Raw genomic sequence first — 18,754 nt, forward strand, 5'->3', positions numbered from 1 at the left:
GAAATCAACCCGGCCGTCAGGCTTCGCGCGGCGGCGGCGCCGCCACGAGGGCTTCCAGTCCCTCGGCCTTGAGGGCGGCGACGTCGCCGGCGAAGACCTCCATGACGGCGCTGCGGATGGCCGCCTGCCGGTCGGGCTGGGTGACGCGGGTGCCGGTCAGATCGGTGACGTAGAAGACGTCAACGGCCCGTTCGCCGAAGGTCGCGACGTGGGCCGAGGTGATGTTGAGCGAGAGACGGCCGAAGGCGGAGGTCAGCTCGTAGAGCAGGCCGGGGCGGTCCAGGCCCGTGACCTCCACGACGGTCTCCCGGCTCGACAGGGCGTTGTCGATCGTCACGTCCGGAGGCACCGGGAAAGTCTTGGCCCGCGTGCTGGTCTGCGGATGCTTGTCGGCGACGAGGTCGGCGATTCGGATCTCGCCCTTGAGGGCCCGCTCGATCGCTGCCGTGACCCGCTTGGTCCGTCGCAGCTCGTCCTCGTCCCGCTCGAACGCGCGGGAGATGAAGATCGTGTCGAGGGCGAACCCATCGTTGGTTGTGAAGATCTGCGCGTCGACGATGTTGCTGCCCGCGGCCGCACAGGCCCCGGTGATGATGGCGAGCAGGCGCGGGTGATCCGGCGAGTAGATCGTGATCTCGGTGACGCCGCGCACCGGGTCGAGGGCCACGTCGGTGGCGCTGGTCCGGCCGTCGCGCAGCGCGTCGCGCAGGAAGATGGCGTTCTTGATCTGGCGCGTGCCGTCGACCTTGAGCCAGTACGCCTGCCCGTGCCGGGCCGCGTAGGCGTCGAACTCGTCGGAGGCCCAGGCCGGAAGCTGCTCGCGCAGGCTCATCTGGACGAGGCGCACCCTGTCGGTGCGGGCGATCTCGGAATGGCCCCCCGACAGGTAGACCTCGGTCTCGTCGTAAAGGGTGCGGACCAGGGTGCCCTTCCAGGCCGTCCAGACCCCGGGGCCCACCGCCGTGATGTCGGCCACCGTCAGGATGGTCAGGAGCTTCAGCCGCTCCAGGCTCTGCACGCTGGCGGCGAAGCGCTCGATCGTCTTCGCGTCCGATAGGTCGCGGCTCTGCGCGGTCATCGACATGAGCAGGTGGTGCTCCACCAGCCAGCGCACCGTCTCGGTCTCGGCCTGGTTGAGGCCGAAGCGCGGGCAGAGCTTCTCGGCGATGGCGGCACCGGCGATCGAGTGATCCTCCGGGCGGCCCTTGGCGATGTCGTGCAGCAGGATCGCCACGTAGAGCGCCGTGCGGTTGTGGATCGAATGCACGAGGCGCGAGACCAGCGGATAGGTCTCCTGGTTGCGGCCCGATTCGATGTCGGCCAGCACGCCGACCGTGCGCAGCAGGTGCTCGTCCACCGTGAAGTGGTGGTACATGTTGAACTGCATCATCGCGACGATGCGGCCGAAATCCGGGATGAAACGGCCGAGCACCCCCGCCTCGTTCATCTCTCTCAGCGCCTCCTCGGGGGCGTTCCGGGAAGTCAGGATGTCGAGGAACAGGCGGTTCGCCTCCGGGTCCCCGCGCAGCGACGGGTTGACGAGCCGCAGGGAGCGGCTGGCGAGGCGCTTGGCGTCCGGGTGGATCGCGAGGTTGTGCCGGTCCGCGAGCCAGAACAGCCGGATCAGGTTGACGGGGTCGCGCTCGAAGGCGTCCTCCGCGCGCAGGTTCACGCGGCCGTGGTCGATCCAGAAGTCCTCCGCCTCCATGGCGGTGGCGCGGAAGCGGTCGCGGAAACGCCCGATCCAGCGGTCCAGCACCGGCGTGCGCTTGGCGTGGCGCGCCTCCAGCTCCGCGCAGACGATGGCGGTCAGGTCGCCGACATCCTTGGCGATGCGGAAATAGGCCTTCATGAAGCGCTCGACGCCGGAAAGGCCGCCCCGCGCCTCGTATCCGAAGCGCTCGGCGATCCGCGGCTGCAGGCCGAAGGACAGGCGCTCCTCCGCGCGCTTCGTGGCGAAGTGCATGTGGCAGCGCACCCGCCACAGAAACTCGTCGCAGCGCTCGAACAGCGCGTATTCCTCGGGCGTGAACAGGCCGGCGCTGACGAGTTCGATCTGGTCGCGCACCCGGTAGGTGTACTTGGCGATCCAGAACAGCGTGTTCAGGTCACGCAGACCGCCCTTGCCGTCCTTGACGTTGGGTTCGACGAGGTAGCGCGAGGAACCGGCCTTCGAGACGCGCATGTCGCGCTCGCGCAGCTTGGCGTCCACGAACTCGGAGGCCGAGCCGACCACCAGCTCCGCGTCGAAGCGCGTCACCAGCTCCTCGTAGAGGGTGCGCGTGCCGAACAGGAACCGCGCCTCCAGGAGGGCGGTGCGGATCGTCATGTCGGCCCGCGCCTCGCGCAGGCACTCCTCCACCGAGCGGGTTGCGTGGCCGACCTTCAGCTTCAGGTCCCAGAGGACGTAGAGCATGCCCTCGACCACGCTCTCCGACCACGCGGTCTGCTTGTAGGGGAGCAGGAACAGCAGATCGATGTCCGAGCCCGGCGCCATCGTGCCCCGGCCGTAGCCGCCGGTGGCGACCACGGCGAGCTGCTCGCCGGTGGTGGGGTTGTCGTTGGGGTAGAGCCGCCAGACCACGGCGTCGTGGATCGCCCGGACCACGGCGTCGGTCAGCGCCGAGAGCGTCTGGGCGCAGCGCAGCCCGTTGCGGTCCTCGAGGAGCTGCGCCTCAGCGGCGCGGTGACCCTCCTCGATCACCCGGCGCAGCTGCGGCACCAGCGCGGCCCGGAGCTTGGTGGGCTCGCGGGCCTCCCGGTCGAGGTTCTCCAGGACCGTGTCGAGGGCGGCGACGGGATCGAACATGGCTCCCGTTAGCATGATATGCCTACGCCGCCAGCCACGGGAGGATGCACCCGACGCCGCGGGCTGCGCGGGCTGCCGACCACTACTCCGCAGCCGGGAGGTCGAGGGCCAGCAACCGCGCGGTCCGGTTGCGGCCGGCCGCCCGCGGCTCGGCCTCGCTCATTTGCCGCCGCGCATCCGCGATGGCGGCGTGGACGCCGTCGACCGCCAGGATCAGCGCGCTCACCGTGCGGGCGTCGATGCTGCGCTCCCGGGCGTAGCAGACCACGTCGGCCACCAGCCCGTCGGTCTCGACCGCGATGGTGTCGAGCTCGGCGCTGCTCGTCGCCGCGCGCACCTCGCGCATGATGTCGAGGAGGCGGTCGAGAACGAAGTCCACACGCTCCCGACGCTTGCGGGCCAGCCGCTGTCCGAGCCAGGCGAAGCCGGAGCCGATCGTGCCGCCGAAGAAGGCGAACAGGTAGATGTAATCCTCGTAGCGGTCGAGGAAGGTCTGCTGCTCGCGCTCGAAATAGTCGACTGCGCCGGGGTGGTTCGGCAGGCGCGCGGAGGTTGCTGCCACCGTGGTGTCGAAGTCCGGCGCCTTCATCAGCTTTGCGACGGGGGCCGCCGAGGCGAGCCGCGAGCGCCACTCGAACAGGTGCTGCGTCGCCGAGGCGACCGCGACTCGGCTCACCGTGCCGCGGGCCATCAGGCGGTACGAGGCGCCAACGGTCTTGACCTCCTCGTCGGGGCGTTTCGGGCGGCCCCCGAACGTCCCGGCCGGGATGGTCACCGCTTGGAGCTCTGGGAAGCGCTGCAGGATCGCGTCCCCGTCCGGGATCGAGACGAAGCCGATCTTGCGGTCCGGCGCGCCGAGCTCGACGGCCCGCACCATGGCGGCGGCCGCCTTCGAGGCGGGGCTCGCGATCACCGCGACCGCGTCGACGCGCTTGTCGGTGAGCGCGGCCGTGACCTCGCCGACCTTGAGGGGCACCACGACGACGTGGCCCGCGGCGGCCTCGGGCTCACTGGCCCCCTGACCGTCCTCCGCAGCATCCGCGCTGGGCGTGTCCGGCACAAGGTCGTAGAAGGAGAGAAGGTTTGTCAGGAAGGACAGGTCGGCGCTGTGCCGCACCACGATGCCGAGGCGTTTGCGCGCCAGTGCGGGGACATCGTCGATGTCGGCCGCCTCGGGCGCCGCGATGACCAGGGCCTCGTCGTGCAGGATCGCCAGCGTCAGGCCGTTCTCGGGCAAGAATACGTCCGGCCGCACCACGGCGAGGTCAGCCTTGTTCCGCTGGAGCGCCATGGCGCTGTCGCGGACGTCGCCGTAGCGCACCACCTTGAGGCGCACATCTTCGCGAGCCCGGTCGAGGGCGTTGGCGTAGGCCTCGATCAGCGCCGCCTCGGGCCCGTCCTGCGGCCCGACCGCCACCGTCAGGGTATTCGGGCGCGAGAGATAGACGATCCCGGCCGCGACCGCGGCCAGCCCCAGGGCCACCAGGACCAGGAGCCACTCGCGCCGCATCAGGGATGCCGCCGCGGCATGCAGGCGCCTCCGCCATCGGTTCTGCGGGGGACCGGACGAAGAACGGTGGTTCGGGCCATGGCCGAGCCTGTCGCGTTGCGCGCGTTCCATACCCGAGTCATGGAACGCAAACCTGTCGAGATCGTGAAGAACCGGTGAAACCGCCAAACGTTGCAGGATCCGCGCCAGAGCGCCGTGAGCGGGAGATCAAACCTCCGGGGCCGGTGAGCCCGGCCTGGCTCGAGCGGGCAGCACTTCATTACCTGGAGCGCTACAGCGCCTCGACCGAGATGCTGCGCCGGACCCTCGCGCGACGCGTCCAGAAGCGCGCCCGCGCCCGAGGCGAGGACCCCGCGGCCTTCGCGGACCTCGTCACCGCGACCGTGGCGCGGGCGGTCTCGGCGGGTCTCGTGGACGACACGCGCTTCGCCGACATGCGCCTCGCCACCCTGCGACGCCGCGGCACGTCGAGCCGCGGCGTCTCGGCCAAGCTCGCCGCCAAGGGCGTTTCACGCGACGTAGTCGAGGCCGCCATGCAGGCGGAACGCGACGCCCTGGCCGACGGGGAGGCGCAGGGGATTGAGGATCAGGCGGCCCGGGCCTACGCCAAACGGCGGCGGCTCGGCCCGCACCGCCGTCCGGATCAGCGGGCCGCCTATCGAGACCGGGATCTGGCTGCCCTGGCGCGCGCCGGCTTCGCGTACGATCTCGCCCGACGGGTGGTCGACGACGAGGGCGATGCTCCGGCGTGACGGGTGCGGCATCGCGGCTCGGGGTGAATGAGCGGCCGCGCTTGCACCTTCGGCCGGGTTGTTCATTGTCTGTTCGATGGACGAAGCTCTCGCCAAGAAGTTGCGCATCCTGGCGGATGCCGCGAAGTACGATGCCTCCTGCGCCTCCTCGGCCGCGCCGAAGCGGGCTGCGGGCAAGGACGGGCTCGGCTCCACGACCGGAGCCGGGATCTGCCACGCCTACACGCCGGACGGGCGCTGCGTCTCGCTGCTCAAGATCCTATTGACCAATTGGTGCCTGTTCGACTGCGCCTACTGCATCAATCGGCGCTCCTCGAACGTCAGGCGGGCGAAGTTCTCGGTCGAGGAAGTCGTCAACCTCACCCTGAATTTCTACCGGCGGAACTACATCGAGGGATTGTTTCTCTCCTCGGGCATCATCAAGTCGCCCGACCACACGATGGAGCTGCTGACGCGGGTGGCGAAATCGCTCCGGCGCGACCATGGCTTCGCCGGCTACATCCACCTAAAGTCGATCCCCGAGGCGAGTCCCTGGCTGATCGAGGAGGCCGGCCTCTACGCCGATCGCCTGTCGATCAACGTCGAGCTGCCGACCGACGCCAGCCTTGAGCGCCTCGCCCCCGAGAAGGACGGTGCCGCGATCCAGGGCGCCATGGCACAGATCGGCGAGCGCATCGTACAGGCCAAGGCCGAGAAGCGCCGCTTCTCCCCCGCCGGCCACTCGACGCAGGTGATCGTGGGCGCGGATTCCACCACCGACGAGGCGCTGATCCGCAAGAGCGCGCTGCTCTACGGCAGCGTCGGTCTGAAGCGGGTCTATTATTCCGCCTTCAGCCCGATCCCGGACGGCTCCGCGATCCTGCCGCCGAAGCCGCCGCCGCTCCAGCGGGAGCACCGGCTGTACCAAGCCGACTGGCTTCTGCGGTATTACGAATTCACGCCCGACGAGGTCGCGGACGCCTCCGAGGGCGGCATGCTCGCCCTCGACATCGACCCGAAGCTCGCCTGGGCACTGAAGCATCGCGACAAATTCCCGGTGGACGTGAACAAAGCCGACCGGGAATGGCTGCTGCGCGTGCCGGGGCTCGGCGCACGGGCGGTGGACAAGATCGTCAAGGCACGCCGCCACGCCACCCTGCGCCTGGATGACGTCGCCCGGCTGACCTCGGGCCTGAAGCGGGCGCGGCCGTTCCTCGTTGCAGCCGATCACCGCCCGATCGGGCTGACCGACCGGCTCGATCTACGAGCGCGGCTGGTCGAGCCGGCGACGCAGCTGAGCCTGTTCTGATGAGGCCTGGAACCAAGCCTCTCCCTTCCCCCTCTGCGGGGGAGGGTGGCCCGCGAAGCGCGTCGGGAGCGGGGAGCGACGGCGCAGGAAGAGGCGCTGGCGCGCCCGCCGGGCTTGCCTTTTCCGGAAGCCTCGCTCCCCTCTTGCGGGACTTCGTCCCGGCCCGACCCTCGCTGACGCGAGGGCTACCCTCCCCCGCAGAGGGGGATGGGGAGGCGCGCGCGCCGCGTACCATCACCCTGCGTCCGGGCGCCGACTTCGACGGCTTCCGCAAGGCCGTCCGCGGCCTCGTCGCACATGGCGTTCCGCCAGAGGTGGTGGCGTGGTCGGTGACGGACGCCCCCGGCCTGTTCGGCGCCGAGGCGGATCATACTGCCGCCGCGCCGCTCACCCTTCCGAAACCCGTCGCCGCTTTGATCCCGCAGGTGATCCCCCACCGCGATCCCGAGCGCTATGGCCTGCTCTACGCGCTGATCTGGCGCGTCTGCCACGGCGAGCGGCACCTGATGGAGGTGGACAGCGATCCGCTGGTCCACCGCCTGCACCGGATGGCGAAGGCGATCGGGCGCGACCTCCACAAGATGCATGCTTTCCTGCGCTTCCGCCGGGCCGAGGACAGCGGCGGCGAGCATTACGTCGCTTGGTTCGAGCCGGACCACCACATCCTGGAGGCGGCGGCTCCGTTCTTCGTCAATCGCTTCCGCGGCATGCGCTGGTCGATCCTGACGCCCGAAGGCTCGGCCCACTGGGATACCGAGACCCTGACGTTCGGGCCGCCGGGCGACCGAACGCAACTGCCCGAGGGCGACGGCTTCGAGGCCGGCTGGCAGACCTACTACGAGAGCACGTTCAACCCGGCCCGCACCAATCTGAAGGCCATGCGTGCCGAGATGCCCAAGAAGTACTGGCACAACATGCCCGAGACCGCCGCGATCCCCGCCCTCGTCCGGGCGGCGGCCGGGCGCACCGAAGCGATGATCGAGAGGGAGCCGACCATGCCCACACGCCGCGAACCCGCCCGCGCCGTCGCCGCCATGGCCGACCAGGATCCCAAGACCCTCGACGAGCTGAACGCGATCATCCGCCGGACTGAGCCGCTGGTACCGGGGGCGACCCAGGCCGTCCTCGGTGAAGGGCCGGTCGGCGCCACGGTCGCCTTCGTGGGCGAGCAGCCCGGCGATCAGGAGGACCGGCAGGGCCGCCCGTTCGTCGGGCCGGCCGGGCAGCTCCTGTCCCGCGCCATGGCGGAGGCCGGGATCGACCGTGGGGTGAGCTACCTGACGAATGCGGTCAAGCACTTCAAGTTCGAGGAGCGCGGCAAGCGCCGCATCCACCAGAAGCCGACGGCTGGCGAGGTGAGCCATTATCGCTGGTGGCTTGACCGGGAGCTCGAGTTCGTGGCCCCGAAGCTGGTGGTGGCTCTAGGCGCGACGGCCGTGCTGGCGCTGACCGGCAAGGCGGTCCCGATCACCCGGGCGCGCGGCCCGTTCCGGTTCGACCGGCACGACAACCGCTTCCAGGGCTTCATCACGGTCCACCCGTCCTACCTTCTGCGCCTGCCCGACGAGGCGAAGGAGGAGGCCTACGCGGCCTTCGTGGACGACCTGCGCCGGGTGCAGGCGCTGGGGCGGGAGTTGGCGGCGTGATCTTCCAACCTCGCGGTTCTGCTATGCTGGCAGGCGCCGAATCCCTCCGGTCCCGTTGCCATGGATAAGCTCGCCGCCCTCGACATCCTGCGCGCCAACGAGGCGGAACTGCGCCGCAGTGGGGTGCTGCACGCAGCCTTGTTCGGATCCGTCGCCCCGGGGGGAGGCGCATGCGGAGAGCGACGTCGACGTGATGATCGAGATCGGCGCACCGGTCGTAGGCGGTGTCTACGGCAACGTCGGGCTGTGCCAGTTCATCGATGATCTGTTTCCGATCCGAGTCGACATTGCGAACCGCAAAGGCCTGAAGAGGCGGATCCGGGAGCGAGCCGAGTGCGATGCCCTCGTCGCTTTCTGAGCGCGACGGCGCCGCCGGCGCGGATATGCTCGTCAACGCGCAACGGGCCGTTGATTTCGTCACTGGGTTCACGTCGTCGACCTTCGCGGCGGACGAGCGGACCCATTTCGAAGTCATTCGCTGCCTGGAGATCATCTCCGAAGCAAGCCGTCGGCTCAGCGCCGGGACGAAGGCCCGGTACTCCGACGTGCCGTGGCGACAGATCGCGGGCGCGGGCAACGTCTATCGGCACGGCTACGATAGCGTGACGCTGGACATCGTCTGGCTCACCGTCCACGACGAGCTGCCTGTGCTGATTGCGGCCGGCCGCGCCGCGCCGGTCCGCATGTCTGACCCCTGATCACCCCGAGACGCTCACCCTCATGACTGCCGAGACCGCCTCCGCAAGTCCCAAGAAGGTCGGCCCCGGCGATCAGGTGATCCTGGTCGACGGCTCGTCGTTCATCTTCCGGGCCTATTTCCAGTCGATCAATCAAGACCAGAAGTACAATTCGCGCCCCTCCGACGGCCTGCCCACCGGCGCCGTGCGGCTGTTCTGCACCAAGATCGCGCAGTTCCTGCAAGACGGCGCGGCCGGCACGATGCCGACCCATCTCGGCATCGTCTTCGACAAGTCAGAGGGCTCGTTCCGCAAGGAGATGTTCCCGGACTACAAGGGCCACCGCCCCGACGCGCCCGACGACCTCAAGCGCCAGATGCCGCTGATGCGCGACGCGGTGCGCGCCTTCGGCCTGCACGCGGTGGAGCTGGAACGCTACGAGGCCGACGACCTCATCGCCACCTACACCCGCCAAGCCGAGGCGCGGGGCGCGGGCGTCATCATCGTCTCCTCCGACAAGGACCTGATGCAGCTCGTCGGGCCGCAGGTGCGGTTCTACGATTTCGAGTCGGGCGCCAAGGGCAAGCCCGGCTATCGGCCCGAGCGCAACCTCGATGTCGAGGCAATCATCGCCAAGTGGGAGGGCCTGCAGCCGAACCAGATCGGCGACGCGCTGGCGCTGATCGGCGACACCTCCGACAACGTGCCCGGCGTGCCCGGCATCGGCCTCAAGACCGCGGCGGCGCTGATCAAGGAGTTCGGCAACCTCGAGGCCCTGCTGGAGCGGGCCGGCGAGATCAAGCAGCCGAAGCGCCGCGAGACGCTGCTGGCCAACGTCGACCAGGCCAAGCTCTCGCGCAAGCTTGTGGCACTGATGGAGGACGTGCCGGTCCCGGTGCCGCTGGACGAACTCGGCGTGCCCAAGCCCGACCCGGAGAAGCTCGTCGGCTTCCTGAAGGCGATGGAGTTCAACACGCTCACCCGCCGCATCGCCCAGATGCTGCACGTCGACCCCGAGGCAGTGAAGCCTGATCCGCGACTCCTGCCGGGCGCCCGGCCGCATGCCTACAGCAACGGCGCGGGAGGTAGCGACGCAGTGCCGTTCTTCGGCGATTCCGTGCCGCCGGATCCCGAGACAGCGGCGGCCGGGGCCGAGCGCCCGCCGGGCGCGGCTCCTCCGGAGGGCGGCGAGGTCGACCCCTTCGCCGATCTCGACCTGCCCGACGCCCCCGCCAAGCCCCGGGCCCCCGTCGAAGCGACGCCAGGCAACGTGGTGGCGGCACGCGCCGCCGAGGCGGTGGCGCCATTCGACACCGCGGCCTACGAGACGGTCTCGACCCTGGAGCAGCTCGACGCATGGATCGCCGAGGCCGAAGAGGCCGGCGTGATCGCGGTCGACACCGAGACCGATGCCCTCGACGCCCACAGGGCCGGCCTCGTCGGCGTCTCGCTGGCGGTGGCGACCGGCCGCGCCTGCTACATCCCGCTCGCCCACGTCCAGGCCGCCAAGGTGCAGGCCGACGCCACCGACCTGTTCGGCGAGGGCGCTGCGCCCTCCGACGTGGTCGAGCCGGTGCCGGGCCAGATCCCGCTCAAGGAGGCCCTCGCGCGGCTGAAGCCGCTCCTGGAGCATCCGGGCGTCCTGAAGGTCGGGCAGAACCTGAAATACGACTGGGTCGTGCTCGCCCGCTACGGCATCGAGGTGGCGCCGTTCGACGACACGATGCTGATCTCCTACGTGCTCGACGCCGGCAAGGGCGGCCACGGCATGGACGAGCTTGCCCGCCGCCATCTCGGCCACCAGCCGATCACGTTTTCCGATGTCGCCGGCACCGGCCGGAACAAGGTGACCTTCGACCGGGTCGCCATCGATAAGGCCACCGCCTACGCGGCCGAGGACGCGGACGTCACCTTACGCCTGTGGCGGATGATGAAGCCGCGCCTCGTGGCGGAGCACCGGGTCGCGGTCTACGAGACATTGGAGCGGCCCCTTCTGCCGGTGATCGCCCGGATGGAGCAGCGCGGCATCCGGGTCGACCGGGACATGCTGAGCCGGCTCTCCGGCGACTTCTCGCAGATCCTTGTCCGCCTGGAGGAGGAGATCCAGGAGGATGCCGGCGAGAAGTTCTCCGTCGGCTCGCCGAAGCAGATCGGCGACATCCTGTTCGGCAAGATGGGCCTGCCGGGGGCCAAGAAGACACCCTCCGGCCAATGGGCGACGCCTGCCACGCTGCTGGAGGAGCTGGCCCAGGCGGGCCACGAACTTCCGAAGAAGATCCTAGAGTACCGCCAGCTCTCGAAGCTGAAATCCACCTACACGGACTCCCTCCAGACCCATGCCGATCGCGAAACCGCGCGGGTCCACACGTCGTTCTCCCTGGCGGCGACCACGACGGGGCGACTCTCCTCCTCCGAGCCGAACCTGCAGAACATCCCGATCCGCACCGAGGAGGGACGGCGCATCCGCCGCGCCTTCGTGGCCGCGCCCGGCAACCGGCTGATTTCGGCCGACTACTCGCAGATCGAGTTGCGGCTCCTGGCCCACATGGCCGACATTCCGGAACTCCGGAAGGCCTTCGAGGACGGGATCGACATCCACGCGGCCACCGCCTCGGCGATGTTCGGCGTGCCGCTCAAGGACATGACCCCTGACCTGCGGCGGCGGGCCAAGACCATCAATTTCGGCATCATCTACGGCATCTCGGCCTTCGGGCTGGCCGACCGGCTCGGGATCGGCCGCGAGGAGGCCTCGGCGTTCATCAAGCAGTATTTCGAGCAGTTCCCGGGGATCCGAGACTACATCGAGACGACCAAGAAGAGTTGCCGCGACAAGGGCTTCGTGACGACCCTGTTCGGCCGGGTCTGCCACTACCCGCAGATCCGCTCCAACAACCCGTCCGAGCGCGCCAGCGTCGAGCGGCAGGCGATCAACGCGCCGATTCAAGGCTCGGCCGCCGACATCATCCGCCGGGCCATGGCGCGGATGGAGACGGCGCTGGCGGCCAAGAAGCTCAAGGCGCAGATGCTGCTGCAGGTGCACGACGAGCTGGTGTTCGAGGTTGCCGAGGACGAGGTGGACAAAGCGATCCCGGTGATCGCCTCGGTGATGGAGGAGGCGCCGGCGCCCGCGCTGACACTGCGGGTGCCGCTGGTGGTGGAGGCCAAGGCGGCTGGGAACTGGCAAGAGGCGCATTGACAGGTCGGGTCGGATCGACGTTAAGCCGACCCCTTTGCAACTGGTGCGAAGCAAGCCGGTCAGCGCTACCCCTGCCAATGTCCTGGTGCCGTGGGTTGCTTCGCTCCGCTCGCGAGGACGGTGGTGCTCCGAAACGACGTCGTTGAACTGCGAGCGGGCCTCTTGGAGATGCCGCCGACGACGCTCATACGCCGTACGCCCATGACATGCCGCGTTCGTAGCTTGTGACCAATCTTCTCTCCTTCCTCGACGGCGGCGGCGAAGCTGCGGCCATGATCCGCGCCCGCGACTGGACCGGCCATCCCCTCGGTGCCCCGGAGACGTGGTCGGCGGAGTTGCGCGCGGCGCTCTCGCTCGTGCTCAACTCGCCGGAATCGATGATCCTGGCCTGGGGCCCCGACCTCCACTTCTTTTTCAACGACACCTACTTCCCGCTCCTGGGCCCCCGGCTGCCCTGGGCCATGGGCGCGCGGTTCGACGCGGTCTGGGCCGATGCCTGGGTGCAGGCGAAGCCGATCATCGACGCCGCCATGGCCGGCCAGCCCGAGCGCTTCGTCGATCTGCCATGGCAGCTCGACACCGACCGGGGCGCTCGGGAGACGTGGTGGAGCTTCTCCTACTCGCGGGTGCTCGATGCCGAGGGCAGGGTCGCCGGGCTGTTCATTCTCACGAACGAGACCACCGGCCGGGTGCTCGCCGACGCCGCCCTCAAGGACAGCCAGGCTCAGCTCGAGATGGCGCTCGCGGAGCTGCGCAACCTCAACGCCACCCTGGCGCGTCAGGTCGAGGAGCGCACCGCCGACCGCAACGCCCTGTGGACGCTCTCCTCCGACATGATGCTGCGCTGCCTGTTCGACGCGACGATCACCGCCGTGAACCCGGCCTGGACCGAGGTGCTCGGCTGGCACGCGGACGAACTCGTCGGCACGAACCTTATGGGTCTCGTCCATCCCGACGATCTGACCCGCACGATCGAGGGGGCGCGGCAACTCGCCGAGGGGACAAGTCTCGCGCGATTTGACAACCGCTACCGCCACCGGGACGGCAGCTACCGCTGGATCAGCTGGGCCGCCCGGCCCGGCGAGGGGGTGATCAACGCCGTCGGACGCGACTTCACCGCCGAGCGCGAGCGCGCCGACGCCCTGGCGGCCGCCGAGGAGGCCCTGCGCCAATCCCAGAAGATGGAGGCGGTGGGGCAACTCACCGGCGGCATCGCGCACGATTTCAACAATCTGCTGGCCGGCATCTCGGGATCCCTGGAACTCATGCAGACCCGGCTGAGCCAGGGCCGCATGATGGACGTGGACCGCTACATCAACGCCGCGCAGGGGGCCTCCAAGCGCGCCGCGTCCCTGACTCATCGGCTGCTCGCCTTCTCGCGCCGCCAGACCCTCGACCCCAAGCCCACCAACGTGAACCGCTTGGTCGCCGGCATGGAGGAGTTGATCCGGCGCACCGTGGGACCCGCGGTGGTCGTCGAGGTAGTCGGCGCCGCCGGTCTCTGGACCGCCCTGGTCGATCCGCCGCAGCTGGAGAACGCGCTCCTGAACCTCTGCATCAACGCTCGGGACGCGATGCCGGAGGGCGGACGCATCACCGTCGAGACGGCCAATGCGTGGCTCGACGAGCGCGCCGCCCGGCGCCACGACATGCCGGCGGGCCAGTATCTGTCGCTGTGCGTCACCGATAGCGGCACCGGCATGCCGCCGGAGATCGTCGACAAGGTCTTCGAGCCGTTCTTCACGACCAAGCCGCTGGGGCAGGGGACCGGTCTCGGCCTCTCGATGATCTACGGCTTCGCGCAGCAATCGGGCGGGCAGGTTCGGATCTACTCGGAGGTCGGCCAGGGCACCACGGTGTGCCTCTACCTGCCGCGCCATCTCGGGGCGGCGGCGGAGGAGGATCCGCACGCCGGGTTCGGCGCGCCGCCGCGGGCCGCCCCAGGGGAGACAGTGCTGGTGGTGGACGACGAGCCGACCGTGCGGATGCTGATCACCGAGGTTCTGGAGGATCTCGGCTACACTCCCATCGAGGCCGCCGACAGCAGCGCCGGCCTCAAGGTGCTGCAATCCGACGTGCGCATCGACCTGCTGGTGACCGATATCGGGCTCCCGGGCGGGATGAACGGGCGCCAGATGGCCGAGGCCGGTCGGGTCAATAGGCCGGGGCTCAAGGTGCTGTTCATCACCGGCTACGCGGAGAACGCCGTGTTCGGGAACGGCCAGCTCGATCCCGGCATGCAGGTCATCACCAAGCCGTTCGTGGTGGAGGTGCTGGGCGCGCGCATCCGCGAGATGATCGGCACGGCTTGACCGCGCCGCCGGTTCGGGCCTCATCGACCGGCAAATGCCGGGGAGGAGATACGCGATGCGGGCGCTGCTGTGCACGAGGCTCGACGGGCCGGAGCATCTGGAGATCGCCGAGCGCCCCGACCCGGTGCCCGGCCCTGGGCAGGCCCTGGTGCGGATCCGGCTCGCGGCGCTGAACTTCTTCGATACGCTCATCGTCGCCGGCCGCTATCAGGTGAAGCCGCCGCTGCCGTTCTCCCCCGGCGGAGAGGGCGTCGGCGTGGTGGAAGCCCTGGGCGAGGGAAGCTCGGGCGTCGCGGTGGGCGACCGGGTGATCGTCCATGCTGGGCACGGCTGCTGCGCGGAACTGATCGCCGTCGATGCCAGGAAGCTCACGCCCGTTCCGGACGCCGTTCCGGACGAGCAGGCGGCTGGGCTCACCATCACGTATGGGACGTCGCTCCACGCGCTCGCGAACCGGGCGCGGCTGCAGCCTGGTGAGTGGCTCGCGGTCCTCGGCGCCTCCGGCGGCGTCGGCCTCGCCGCGGTGGAACTCGGCCGGCTGATCGGCGCGCGGGTGATCGCCTGCGCCTCCTCGGAGGAGAAGCTCGCGGTCGCCCGCGCCCACGGGGCCGAGGCGACGCTGGTCTACGACCCCGCGACGCTCAAGGACGAGCTGCGCGCAATCAGCGGCGGCGGGGTGGACGTGGTCTACGACGCGGTCGGGGACGCCTACGCGGAGCCGGCCCTGCGGGCGCTCGGCTGGCGCGGGCGCTACCTCGTGATCGGATTCGCCGCCGGCGCGATCCCGCGGCTGCCCCTGAACCTGATGCTCCTCAAGGAACTCGACGTGCAGGGCGTCCACTGGGGCGCCTTTCTGGACCGCGAGCCGGAGGCGCATCAGGCCGACCAGCGCCAGCTCCTCGGCTGGGTGGCGGAGGGCGAGCTCACCGCGAAGGTTCATGGAGTCTATCCGCTGACCGAGTTCCCCGAGGCCTTCGGCCTGCTGACCCGCAGGGCCGCGGTGGGGAAGGTGTTGCTGCGACCCTGAGGGCCGCGCGCCAAGAATTCACTAGACAAACCATAGGACGTATCGTCGAAAAACCAAGCATTTACGGCAAAATGTCATCATGCTCTGCCAGATCCGCGGTGTGATCTCGATGGAGCTGACGATGATTTGGTTTCAAAATATAGCTTTCAAGCTGGCGCTATCATCCATAATCGCACTTTTGATCTTGATTATAGGTGATGTTGGCAATTTGGTGCAGCTCAAAACGATCGAGTCGTCAGGCCGGGAGGCGCGCGAGACCTGGCTGCGGAAGGACAGGGAGCTGGACGCGCTCCAGTTCCTAGTTCTCCGCTATCACACCACGACCATCCGCAAGGTCGTCGCCGTCGACGCGGGCGAGAACCGGGACCTCGATAACGAATTCATCGAGATGGACGCCTTGATCCCGGGAAAGTTCCGGCAATACAGAGCCCGCGTCGGCACCCCCCGCGAGGCTGCATTGTGGGACGCGTTCGAGAAGCGTTGGAAGGCGTACCTGTCCGTGCGCGAGCCGATCGTCGCCGCGGTCGCGCGGGGAGACCGGAACGCGGCCCGCGACGCGATCGCGCCCGCCCGACCGCCGCTGGTTGACAGCTTCGACGCGCTCGCGGACCTCGCCAAGGTAAACGCTGAGGGTACCGAGACGGCGACGCGCCGCGCGGACGCCGCCTACCAGGCGGCCTGGATCTTCTCCCTGGGGTTGTTGCTGATCGGCCTGATCGCCGCGGGAGCGGCGCTCTGGTGGGTCTGGCGCTCGGTGGCGCGGCCGATCCGGTCTCTGACGGACATGATGAGACGCTTGGCGGCGGACGACCTGACCGTACCGGTCTTCGGCGCGGAGCGGCGCGACGAGATCGGCGCCATGGCCGCGTCCGTCCAGGTCTTCAAGGACGGACTGCTCCGGAATCGGACCCTTGAGGCGGAGGCTTCCCAGGCACGCGCCATCGCCGAGGAGCAGCGGCGGGCCGGCATGCGCCAGATCGCCGAAGCTTTCGAGAATGCCGTCGGCGGGATCATCGGCACGGTGTCGACGGCGGCGGCGGCGCTTCAGAGCACGGCCTCGACCATGACCACGGCGGCGACCGGCACGGCCGACCGGTCGCGGCTGGTGGCGAGCGCGGCCGGCACGGCAGCATCCAACGTCAACACCGCGGCCGCCGCCGCCGAGGAACTCGGAACCTCCGTCCAGGAGATCGGCCGTCAGGTCTCAAGCTCCACGGCGATGACCCAAGCGGCCGTCGAGGACGCGGAATCCACCGCCCATCTGGTGCAGGATCTGAGCGGCGCGGCGGCCCGCATCGGCGACGTGGTGACGATGATCACGGCCATCGCCGAGCAGACCAACCTGCTGGCGCTCAACGCGACGATCGAGGCGGCGCGTGCCGGTGAGGCCGGCCGCGGCTTCGCCGTGGTCGCCGCGGAGGTGAAGGCGCTGGCCGGCCAGACCGCCCGGGCGACCGACGAGATCAGCAGCCACATCGCCCGGATCCAGGGATCGACGGGGGACGCCGTCGCGGCCATGGGCCGGATCAGCGGGCGCATCCAGGAGATCAGCGCCGTCGCGACCCGGATCGCCGCCGCGGTCGAGGAGCAGGGGGCCGCCACGCAGGAGATCGTCCGCAACGTGGCAGAGGCCGCGCAGGGCGCGGGCAAGGTCACAGACACTATTTCCGGCGTGGCGGAGGCCGCGAAGGAGACCGGGGCCGCGGCGAACCAGGTCCTCACGGCGGCGTCCGAACTGACGCACCACGCCGAGACCCTCGGCCGCGAGGTGACGCACTTCCTCGGAACGGTGCGAGCGGCCTGATCGGGACCCGGCGCGGCCTGCGCGAACGCTGGCCGCCTGTCCCGGCGGGTGCTTCAGAGCAGTCCGCGCGCTTTGGCGAGCCCGACGAGATCGGCCTGCGGGCGGGCGCCGATATGCTGGATGATTTCCGCGGCCGCCAGCGTCCCGAGGCGCGCGCTCGTTACGTTGTCGAGGCCACGGGCGTGCCCCGCCAGGAAGCCGGCCGCAAACAGGTCGCCCGCGCCGGTCGTGTCCACTACCGCGTCGACCGGGCTCGCCTCGACCGCGTGGACCTCTCCGCCCTGCACCACCAGGGCGCCGTCGGCCGAGCGCGTGACCAGGCCGAGCAGGTGCCGCCCACGGGCGTTTCGCTCGTCGCGCAGGGCTGCCACGGCGGCCTCGGGATCGTCGGTCTGATAGAGGCTCTGGAGTTCGCCCATGTTGGCGAACAGGATGTCGATGCTGCCGTCTCGGACGAGGTCCAGGAACTCGTCCCGGTAGCGTCCGACGCAGAACGCGTCAGACAGGGTCAGCGCGACGGCGTTGCCGGCCTGATGGGCGATCTGTGCGGCCTTCCGGAACGCGTCCTTGGCGGCCGGCGGATCCCAGAGGTAGCCCTCAAGGTAGACGACCCGGGCCGAGCTCACGAGCGCCTTGTCGACGTCGTCGGGCGAGAGTCCCTGGCAGGCGCCGAGATAGGTGCTCATGGTACGCTCGCCGTCCGGCGTCACCAGGATGAGGCACCGCGCGGTCGCCGGTCCGTCCATCGCGGCCGGGACCGTGAAGCCCACGCCGGTGGCCTGGAGATCGTGGCTGAACAGGCCGCCGAGTTCGTCGTCGCGGACCTTGCCGACGAAATTCGTCCTGGCGCCGAGCAGGGCCGCGCCCACGGCTGTGTTGGCCCCCGACCCGCCCGAGACGATCGTCGCCTGTCCCATGGCCTGGAACAAGGTCTCGGCCCGCGGCTCGTCGATGAGCTGCATCGCGCCCTTGGTGACGCCCTGCGCGTCGAGGAACGCGTCGTCCGTCCGGGCGATCACGTCGACGATCGCGTTGCCGAGAACGAGGAGATCGAGGGCTGCAGTCATCCGGGCGTCCTGATTCGAGTCCGCGCCGCTGTGGCATCCGCCTCGGATCGGATCAAGCTCCGTGGTCGGAGGCCGGCGGCAGATCGGCGAACAGGTCCGGCACAGGCAGGCTGAGGCCGGGCGGGGTCAGGTCTAACGTACCCTCGGTCGCGATCCGGGTCTCGATGAGGCCGCGTTGCGCGCGGCGGTGATGAATGACGAGACGCTTCACCGGATCCACGATCAGGTAGTGCATCACGCTCGCAAGGCTGAGATAGCGGGTCAGTTTGAGGCCCGAATCGACCGCGCGAGTACCTGGCGACTGCACTTCGACGACGATGACGGGATCGGGCACCTCGACGGCATCGAGATCCATTCGGGGACCGCAATAGACCAGCGCATCGGGCTCGAACGTCGTCCTAGCGTCGACGCGGACGGTCATGCCGTCGGGCATCATGTGACAGCCGAGCCCGGCGCGGGCGATCGCCCGGTGCAGGGCCGTCTGTGCGGCGTACTTCACGAGAGCGTGCCCGGCCCGTTCCGGCGACATCGCGAACACCTCGCCGTCGACCAGCTCGAAGCGTCCCGGCCGATCCTCGGCCCAGGCCAGGAACTCGTCGACATTCATCCGCGGCTTCGGCTGTGCGACCATGCGGAGAGGCTAGCATGGATCCGGGCTCCTGAGAG

General features: G+C 69.5%; 13 protein-coding genes. 9 read left to right on the forward strand and 4 right to left on the reverse strand.

All coding sequences use genetic code 11. From position 1 onward, the window contains the following. Nucleotides 1-16: 16 nt before the first annotated feature. Nucleotides 17-2,809, reverse strand: coding sequence for a [protein-PII] uridylyltransferase (locus MMSR116_RS30200; protein ID WP_039893453.1), 2,793 nt, complete (start codon nt 2,807-2,809; stop codon nt 17-19). 82 nt (nt 2,810-2,891) lie between these two features. After that, complete coding sequence (locus tag MMSR116_RS30205) at nt 2,892-4,319, reverse strand: TAXI family TRAP transporter solute-binding subunit (protein WP_010684635.1); 1,428 nt, start codon at nt 4,317-4,319, stop codon at nt 2,892-2,894. Nucleotides 4,320-4,543: 224 nt separating this feature from the next. Between MMSR116_RS30205 and MMSR116_RS30210 the strand changes: the two genes are divergently transcribed. The 9 genes from MMSR116_RS30210 to MMSR116_RS30250 all read left to right on the forward strand — a co-directional run bounded on the left by MMSR116_RS30210 (nt 4,544) and on the right by MMSR116_RS30250 (nt 17,021). After that, complete coding sequence (locus MMSR116_RS30210) at nt 4,544-5,071, forward strand: regulatory protein RecX (RefSeq protein ID WP_010684636.1); 528 nt, start codon at nt 4,544-4,546, stop codon at nt 5,069-5,071. Nucleotides 5,072-5,147: 76 nt separating this feature from the next. Then, complete coding sequence (locus MMSR116_RS30215; RefSeq protein WP_010684637.1) at nt 5,148-6,359, forward strand: putative DNA modification/repair radical SAM protein; 1,212 nt, start codon at nt 5,148-5,150, stop codon at nt 6,357-6,359. A 173-nt stretch (nt 6,360-6,532) separates the two neighbouring features. After that, nucleotides 6,533-8,005 (forward strand): UdgX family uracil-DNA binding protein, encoded by a 1,473-nt coding sequence (locus MMSR116_RS30220; protein WP_039893636.1) that lies wholly within the window; start codon nt 6,533-6,535, stop codon nt 8,003-8,005. A gap of 190 nt (nt 8,006-8,195) precedes the next feature. After that, complete coding sequence (locus MMSR116_RS32130; protein ID WP_244625565.1) at nt 8,196-8,363, forward strand: hypothetical protein; 168 nt, start codon at nt 8,196-8,198, stop codon at nt 8,361-8,363. Then, nucleotides 8,344-8,703: a HepT-like ribonuclease domain-containing protein gene (locus MMSR116_RS30230; RefSeq protein ID WP_010684640.1), complete on the forward strand. Its 360-nt coding sequence runs from the start codon at nt 8,344-8,346 to the stop codon at nt 8,701-8,703. Before MMSR116_RS32130 ends, MMSR116_RS30230 begins: the two co-directional genes overlap by 20 nt. A gap of 22 nt (nt 8,704-8,725) precedes the next feature. Then, complete coding sequence (gene polA / locus MMSR116_RS30235; RefSeq protein WP_010684641.1) at nt 8,726-11,878, forward strand: DNA polymerase I; 3,153 nt, start codon at nt 8,726-8,728, stop codon at nt 11,876-11,878. Between the two features lie 224 nt (nt 11,879-12,102). Continuing rightward, complete coding sequence (locus MMSR116_RS30240) at nt 12,103-14,190, forward strand: hybrid sensor histidine kinase/response regulator (protein ID WP_010684642.1); 2,088 nt, start codon at nt 12,103-12,105, stop codon at nt 14,188-14,190. Nucleotides 14,191-14,245: 55 nt separating this feature from the next. Beyond that, complete coding sequence (locus MMSR116_RS30245) at nt 14,246-15,217, forward strand: NADPH:quinone oxidoreductase family protein (protein WP_010684643.1); 972 nt, start codon at nt 14,246-14,248, stop codon at nt 15,215-15,217. A gap of 79 nt (nt 15,218-15,296) precedes the next feature. Further along, entirely contained in the window at nt 15,297-17,021 is a 1,725-nt protein-coding gene (locus tag MMSR116_RS30250; protein WP_432419883.1) for a HAMP domain-containing methyl-accepting chemotaxis protein, read from the forward strand. A gap of 53 nt (nt 17,022-17,074) precedes the next feature. Here MMSR116_RS30250 and MMSR116_RS30255 read toward each other — a convergent pair whose 3' ends face one another. Then, nucleotides 17,075-18,088, reverse strand: a complete 1,014-nt coding sequence (locus MMSR116_RS30255; RefSeq protein ID WP_010684645.1) for an adenosine kinase — start codon at nt 18,086-18,088, stop codon at nt 17,075-17,077. A gap of 52 nt (nt 18,089-18,140) precedes the next feature. After that, nucleotides 18,141-18,695: a Uma2 family endonuclease gene (locus tag MMSR116_RS30260; protein ID WP_106428276.1), complete on the reverse strand. Its 555-nt coding sequence runs from the start codon at nt 18,693-18,695 to the stop codon at nt 18,141-18,143. Nucleotides 18,696-18,754 lie beyond the last annotated feature (59 nt).

It is taken from the genome of Methylobacterium mesophilicum SR1.6/6 (assembly GCF_000364445.2).
GTDB classification, from domain to species: domain Bacteria; phylum Pseudomonadota; class Alphaproteobacteria; order Rhizobiales; family Beijerinckiaceae; genus Methylobacterium; species Methylobacterium mesophilicum_A.